Origin of the sequence: Clostridium sp. UBA3061, from assembly GCF_002367465.1 — a bacterium.
GTDB classification, from domain to species: Bacteria; Bacillota; Clostridia; order Clostridiales; family Clostridiaceae; genus Clostridium_J; species Clostridium_J sulfidigenes.
On record NZ_DFCF01000016.1, the window covers coordinates 1 to 7,622 of the forward strand.

The 7,622-nt window shown below is 27.5% G+C and carries 6 protein-coding genes, 1 tRNA gene and 1 other annotated feature; all 7 genes read left to right on the forward strand.

Going from position 1 to position 7,622, the window contains the following annotated elements:
* Positions 1 to 64: 64 nt before the first annotated feature.
* Positions 65 to 140 (forward strand) — tRNA-Ala (locus tag B2P65_RS15305).
* A gap of 131 nt (positions 141 to 271) precedes the next feature.
* The gene (locus tag B2P65_RS15310) at positions 272 to 775 is read left to right on the forward strand and encodes an HDIG domain-containing metalloprotein (RefSeq protein WP_346849268.1); all 504 of its coding nucleotides are present in this window, start codon (positions 272 to 274) and stop codon (positions 773 to 775) included.
* 118 nt (positions 776 to 893) lie between these two features.
* Entirely contained in the window at positions 894 to 1,412 is a 519-nt protein-coding gene (locus B2P65_RS15315; RefSeq protein WP_150843600.1) for a 3H domain-containing protein, read from the forward strand.
* A 17-nt stretch (positions 1,413 to 1,429) separates the two neighbouring features.
* Positions 1,430 to 4,156, forward strand: a complete 2,727-nt coding sequence (locus B2P65_RS15320; protein ID WP_346849267.1) for a UPF0182 family protein — start codon at positions 1,430 to 1,432, stop codon at positions 4,154 to 4,156.
* A 113-nt stretch (positions 4,157 to 4,269) separates the two neighbouring features.
* Positions 4,270 to 5,661: an FAD-dependent oxidoreductase gene (locus B2P65_RS15325; protein ID WP_346880466.1), complete on the forward strand. Its 1,392-nt coding sequence runs from the start codon at positions 4,270 to 4,272 to the stop codon at positions 5,659 to 5,661.
* 11 nt (positions 5,662 to 5,672) lie between these two features.
* Positions 5,673 to 5,906, forward strand: coding sequence for a DUF1667 domain-containing protein (locus B2P65_RS15330; RefSeq protein WP_035135636.1), 234 nt, complete (start codon positions 5,673 to 5,675; stop codon positions 5,904 to 5,906).
* 61 nt (positions 5,907 to 5,967) lie between these two features.
* Positions 5,968 to 6,170, forward strand: a binding site (T-box leader).
* A 65-nt stretch (positions 6,171 to 6,235) separates the two neighbouring features.
* The gene (gene serS, locus B2P65_RS15335) at positions 6,236 to 7,516 is read left to right on the forward strand and encodes a serine--tRNA ligase (RefSeq protein WP_346880467.1); all 1,281 of its coding nucleotides are present in this window, start codon (positions 6,236 to 6,238) and stop codon (positions 7,514 to 7,516) included.
* The last annotated feature ends 106 nt before the right edge of the window (positions 7,517 to 7,622 follow it).

Consider the following 7,622-nt stretch of genomic DNA (forward strand, 5'->3'; position numbering starts at 1 on the left):
CGATCCCGCTTAGCTCCACCAAACCGCTCCCAACGGTTTGAACCGAAAGAATGATTCCAGATGTGGGGGTATAGCTCAGCTGGGAGAGCACCTGCCTTGCACGCAGGGGGTCAAGGGTTCGAATCCCTTTATCTCCACCAAAAGCAATCTAAATAGATTGCTTTTTTTTTATATTTATATTACTTAATTAACTATTATATTATTGTTTTAATTAAGTATATAATAATGTAAAGTAATTAAAAAAATTCATTGCAAAGATGGTGTAATTAGTATGAATAGAGTTAAACAATTTATTAATTGTGTATTTGCAAAAATAACTAAAAAAGATATGGAGTTTATTAATAATTATTTAGATGAGAATGAAAAAAAATTACTGTATAAACTCCCGGTTTATGATTTGAAACATTCAGTTAATGTAGCTAGAGATATATATACAAATGAATCTGAAGAAGAAATTAAAAAGAATAATCTTAATCATAAAGAAATTGTAAAATCAGCTATATTACATGATGTCGGTAAAATTAATACTCCTCTAAATGTAATAGATAAATCTATTTTAGTCTTATTAAATAACATTACAAAAACAAAAATAAAAAAATATAGTGATAGAAATTCTAAGATATATATATTCTATAATCATGGAGAAGAAGGTTATAAAATTTTAAAAGAAAAAGGATATGATAAAGAATTTTTGAATATTATAAGAAATCATCATAATTATAAAATACAAAATAAATGGCTAGATATTTTACGAAAGTATGATGATAGAAATTAATACATATAATTAATATAAGTAAATAAATATTTAATAATGAAAGAAAAAATACAATAATATACATGGGTATATGATATACTATTATTTAAATAATATATGTTTATACATGGAGGGGATTATGACAAGCGCAAAGAGAAGAGAAAAAATAAAGAATCTATTAATACAATCTCAAGAACCTGTAAAAGGTCAGATATTAGCAGAAATGTTTGAAGTTACTCGTCAAATTATAGTTAAGGATATAGCTATTATAAGAGCTGAAGGGGTAGATATAATATCTACGCCGAAAGGATATATGGCTTTAAAGGAAAATATCAATAGCATAAAGAAAGTTATAGCTGTTAATCATGGAAGGGAAGAAGTAAAAAATGAACTTGAGACTATTGTTAAATATGGTGCAATTGTAGAAGATGTAATAGTTGAACATCCTCTTTATGGAGAAATAAGAGCTATGCTTATGCTTAAAAATATGATGGATATTGAAAATTTTTATAGTAATTTTAAGCAGTATGAAGCTGAACCTTTAAGCGCATTAACAAATGGAGTTCATCTTCATACAATAATATGTGAAAATGATAGAGTTTTATCAAATATAGTAGAGGAATTAAATAAAAAAGGATTTTTGATTAAAGAATTATAAAAAGGGGTGTAAATATTTTGAAGAAGAAAGCTATGGGGAGTATAGTTTCTATCATAATAATTATATTACTTTTCACTGTTGCTGGAATAAATATAATAGTTGACTATCAATGGTTCAGTGAATTGGGATATATTTCTATATATTTTACTAAGTTATTATCTATAATGAAACTAATGGTTCCCACATTTTTAGTAATATTTATTGGAATAACATTATATTATAAAAGTTTAATACCTAATATTAGAAAGTTAAAAGAGATAGTAGAAATTGATAAAGTTAAAGAGAAAAAAAGGTTTAAAATCTTTTTAGGAATAAATTTTATTATATCTTTATTCTTTTCTTTTAGTTTTGCAAATATATATTGGTACAAAATATTAGAATTTACCAACTCTACAAAGTTTAATGTTAATGATCCTATATTTGATAAGGATATATCATTTTTTACATTTAAGTTACCCTTAATACAATCTTTATATAGTAGTATGATTTCATTATTAGTTTTACTTGTAATAGCTACTTTTATAATTTATATTATTTTAAATGTTAAGGATAAGATTAATAATCACTTTGATAGATCAGATAAGGTTGTAAATTTTAAATCTATGACTAGTGGTATAACAAGTTTTGCAGGAAAACAACTTGCAGTGATAGCTGCATTACTTATGTTAGTTATATCTTTAGGATATATGATAAAAGGATGGAACTTAGCATATTCTCCTAGGGGTATAGTTTTTGGAGCAAGTTATACAGATGTAAACGTATCTTTAAAATTTTATAAAGTGATTTCCATAGTTTCAATTATTTTTGCTGTATTAATATTCTTAAGTATATTGTTTAAAAAAGTTAAACCAATAATATTTTCAGTAATAGTAGTATTTGTACTGATGATTGGGGAAAGTGTTGCAGCAGGAGTTGTTCAACAATTTATTGTTAACTCCAATGAAAAAACATTGGAAAAACCTTATATATCCAAGAATATTGAGTATACTAATATGGCTTATAACATTGATGAAATAGATGAAAATAATTTTGAAATAAAGAATGATTTAGATGCTACAGGTATAAAACAAAATAAAGATATAATTGAAAATATTAAGGTTAATGCATATCGACCTGCTTTAGAATTTTATAATCAATTTCAATATATAAGATATTATTATAAGTTTAATGATATAGATATTGATAGATATAATATTAATGGAAACTATAATCAAGTATTTATAGCACCGAGAGAAATTGATTTTGAAAAGTTAGATGAAAATTCTATTACTTGGCAAAATAGACATTTATCGTATACCCATGGATATGGGGTTGTTATGAGTAAGGTTAACTCGGTAACAAGTGAAGGACAACCTGATTTTATTATGAGCAATATACCTATTGAAAATGAAACGGATATTTCATTAGAGAATCCAAGGATATATTTTGGTGAGAACACTAATGATTATAGTATAGTAAATACAAAGCTTGGAGAAATTGATTATCCAATAGGTGGGGAAAATGCTACTAATAATTATGACGGTAATGCTGGTATATCCATGAGTTATCTAAACAGAATTATATTTGCTATTAAAGAACAAAATAGTAAATTTTTATTATCCCAAGATATAACTAGTGATAGTAAAATTCTACTTCATAGAAATATAGTAGAAAGAGTTAATAAAGTTGCACCTTTTTTAAGATATGATGAAGACCCATATGTAGTTATAAACAATGATAGGCTTTATTGGATTATAGATGCATATACTGTAAGCGACAAGTTCCCATTTTCACAACCTATGGGAGATATAAATTATATTAGAAATTCAGTTAAAGTTATAATTGATGCATATGATGGAACAACAAAGTTTTATATAACAGATAATACAGATCCTATAGTTGCAACCTATGCTAAGATATTTCCTAAGCTATTTACAGACTTAAGTACTTTACCAGATGAAATTAAAGCTCACTTTAAATATCCTCAAGATTTATTTGCAATTCAGAGTGAAATGTTGTCTAAGTACCATGTTTCAGATCCTGGAGTTTTCTACAATGGAGATGATATATGGTCTATAGCTAGTGATGTAGCTACAATTGAAGGTGATGAAGTAAAATCCGAAGCTTCATATGTTACTACTAAATTAGCTGGAGAAGATAAAGAAGAGATGGTTATTTTAGAGTATTTTAATACAAAAGATAGAGATAATATGGTAGGTATGTTTGGTGTTAGAATGGATGGAGATAATTATGGAAAAATGTTTTTATATAAATTTCCAACTGGAGGAACAATATATAGCCCAATGTTATTTAAACAAAAAATAAACCAGGATCCAGAAATATCTAAACAATTATCACTTTGGGACACTAAGGGTTCTCAGGTTCAATTTGGAGAAGTTTTAATAATACCAATAGGAAACTCCTTGTTATATGTAGAACCTCTTTATTTGAGAGCTTCTGGTGAAAATAGCATACCTGAAATGAAAAATGTCATAGTTGGTTACGGAGATAAACTAATACTTGAAAAAGATATAGGAACTGCTATTACTAAGATGTTTAATCTAGAGGCTGAGGGAAATAACAATAACTCTAATAATGAAGGTATAGAAAATAATAAACAAGAAGGAAATTTAAATTCCGATTATTTAGGAAAATTAAAAGAAGCATATACAAATGCTATTGAATCTCAAAAAAATGGAGACTGGGCAAAGTATGGTGAGTATATAAATCAAATAGGAAAATTAATTGACGAATTATCAAAATAAATTTATATAAATAACATGACTAGCTGCTCTAGAGCTTTCGTAGTAAAATGGAAGATAGAGTGGCTAGAATAATTTATATAAAGTAGTAATAACATGCATAGGTGGAGGAAATTATGGATTATGATGTATTGATATTAGGTGGAGGAATTATAGGTTGTGCTATAGCTTATGAATTGTCAAAATATAACCTTAATATTGCAGTTATAGAAAAAGATTATGATATATGTAATGATACACCTTCTATAAACACAGCAACAATATATGATGGACTAGAATGTGAGGATGAATTATCATCTAAGCTAATTAGAAAAGGCAATTTATTAATGGAGGAGTATGCATTAAGATTTAAAGTTCCATATAATAGGTGTGGAACCTTATATATAGCAAGAAATGAAATTCAGGCTATAAGTATTGATAAAATGTATGAAAGAGCTAAAGCAAAAAAAATAGATGATGTAAAACTTCTTATAGGAAAAGAAATATTGGAGTATGAACCTAATATAGAAGGAAATATAATAAAATCAATATATATACCTAATACAGGAGTAATAAGCTCATATGATTTAGCTTTAGCTTATGGTGAAATTGCTTTTGATAATGGAGTTAACTTTAGATTACAAGAAGAGGTTGAATCTATAAATAGTATAAATAAAGGATTCAAGATAAAAACAAGTAAAAATAAATTTACTTGTAAGATAGTTATTGATACAACTAAAGATAAAAATCTACAATTAGTTAATGAGAATAATAAAGAAGATGATAAAGGGAAATATATGAAATATGTGGTTATTGATAAGCCTTATGAAAAGTTATATTCTAACATAATTTTTGATGTAAGAGAAAATGAAAGAATATATATAAGACCTACAATTAACAATGAAACAATAGGGGCTTATAGTAACTATAAAAATGTTCACTATGATAAAGTTATTGAAAAGATAAAACCCCTTACTAAAGAAATTAGTGAAAATGATATAAAAGTAGTAAGAGATTGGCGCCTTTTTGATGAACCTATTATTATACAAGATGATATTATTAATAGTGGATATATAAATATTAAGGTTAATCATTATGCTAAGGTTACAATAACACCATATTTAGCTTTGAACATATCAAAAATAGTAGTTGAAAAGTTAAATTGTAAATTTAAAAAGGATTTTAATGATAAGAGAAGAGAATATTTTAGATTTAAAAATCTATCAAATGAAGAAAGAAATAAAATTATTAAATTAGACAGTAAGTATGGACGTATTATATGTCAGTGTGAAAAAGTTAGCGAAGGTGAGATTGTAGACTCTATTAGAAGACCTTTAGGAGCTAGAACAGTAACCGGGGTAAAAAGGAGAACAGGAGCGGGATTTGGAAGTTGTGATGGGTGTTACTGCAAGGATAAAATAATTGAAATTTTGGCAAGAGAAATGGATAAAAGAGTTACAGAAGTGGTTAATAATTCAAAGGATTCAACCATTTTATTATCAAGAATAAAAGAATTTGATGAAATGTGAGGTAATAAAAAGTGAAGGATAAGGATATATTAACAACTATAGTGAGAGTAAAAGGATCTGCAGAGCGTAGGGTAGTTTCAGTAAAGAGTAGCGAACCTATAGATAAAAGTTTATGGCTTGAATGCTCTAAGTGTCTAAGTAGAATATATGTAGGACCACAGACATCAGAAGGAGATGTTATATGTAAGAATATACTTAATACAGGTGTAGATATAGTATGTACTAAATATGCCTACAAAAATTAATATTAATATTGACAAAAAATATGTTAGGGAATAATATAGACATATATTTAATGAAATAAATTATAAACCGTTGAAGAGAATAGTAGTACTAATTATATATGTAAGAGAGTCAGTGTTTGGTGTAAACTGATATATATATTATTACGAATCCGCCTCTGAGGGACTGTGATGAGCAGTACGGCATTAAGTTTGTCGTTAAATTTGCGAGTGGAATAATTAATTTTATTCAATTAGGGTGGTAACACGGAGTCTTTCGTCCCTTAGGTGGGGTGGAAGGCTTTTTATTTATATCAAAATATATTTATAAGAAAAGGGTAGGAGGAATAACAATGATAGACTTAAAGAAAATAAGAAATAATCCAGATGAAATTAAAGTTAAAATGGAAAATAGAGGAGAGAGTTTTGATTTATCGCTTATAGATGAAGTTGTAGAGCTTGACCAAAAGAGACGTAATATATTAATAGAAGTAGAAGAATTAAAAAATAAAAGAAATAAAACTTCTGCAGAAATTCCTAAGTTAAAAAAACAAGGTATAGATGTATCAGAAACTATGAAGGAAATGAAACAACTTTCAGATACAATAAAAAACTATGATGTGGACTTAAATGAAATAGATCAAAGAATAGAATATATAATGATGAGGATACCTAATATACCTCATGATTCAGTTCCAAATGGTAGTGATGATGAGGATAATGTTGAAATTAAAAAGTGGGGAGAGATAAGAAAGTTTGATTTTAATCCTAAAGAACACTGGACTATAGGTACAGAAAACAATTTATTGGATTTTGAAAGAGCTGGAAAAATTACAGGGTCTAGATTTACTGTTTATAAGGGACTTGGAGCAAGATTAGAAAGATCATTAATAAATTATTTTTTAGATACTCACACTGGTAGAAATGGATATGATGAAATACTTCCCCCATATATGGTAAATAGAAATAGCATGACTGGAACAGGTCAGTTACCTAAGTTTGAAGAAGATGCCTTTAAAGTTAGTGATACAGATTATTTTTTAATACCTACAGCAGAAGTACCTGTAACTAATATTTACAGAGATGAAATCCTTGAAGGAGATAAACTTCCGATAAAATATGCAGCATATAGTGCATGCTTTAGGTCAGAAGCTGGATCTGCTGGAAGAGATACTAGAGGATTAATTAGGCAGCACCAGTTTAATAAAGTAGAATTAGTTAAATTTACAAAAGAAGAAGAATCATATGATGAACTTAATAAATTAGTTCAAGATGCAGAAAGTGTGTTACAAGGATTAGGACTTCCATATAGGATTGTAAAAATATGCAGAGGAGATTTAGGGTTTACTGCTGCTTTAAAATATGATATTGAGGTTTGGATGCCAAGTTATAATAAGTATGTAGAAATATCAAGCTGTAGCAACTTTGAAGATTTCCAAGCAAGACGTGCTAATATAAAATATAAAGATGATCCAAAAGCTAAACCTAAATTTGTTCATACAGTAAATGGTTCAGGGGTTGCTATAGGAAGAGCTTTAGCTGCAGTTCTTGAGAATTATCAAAATGAAGATGGTAGTGTTACAGTACCAGAGGTATTAAGAACATATATGGGGTGTGAAAAGATAACTAGATAAAAAAAATTTAGAATTTATATAAAAGTTTTTCAAAAAAATATTGACACAAGGGCTATTTCTTGATAGAATAACCCTTGTAGGAAATGGAGAGATGGTCGAGTTGGTT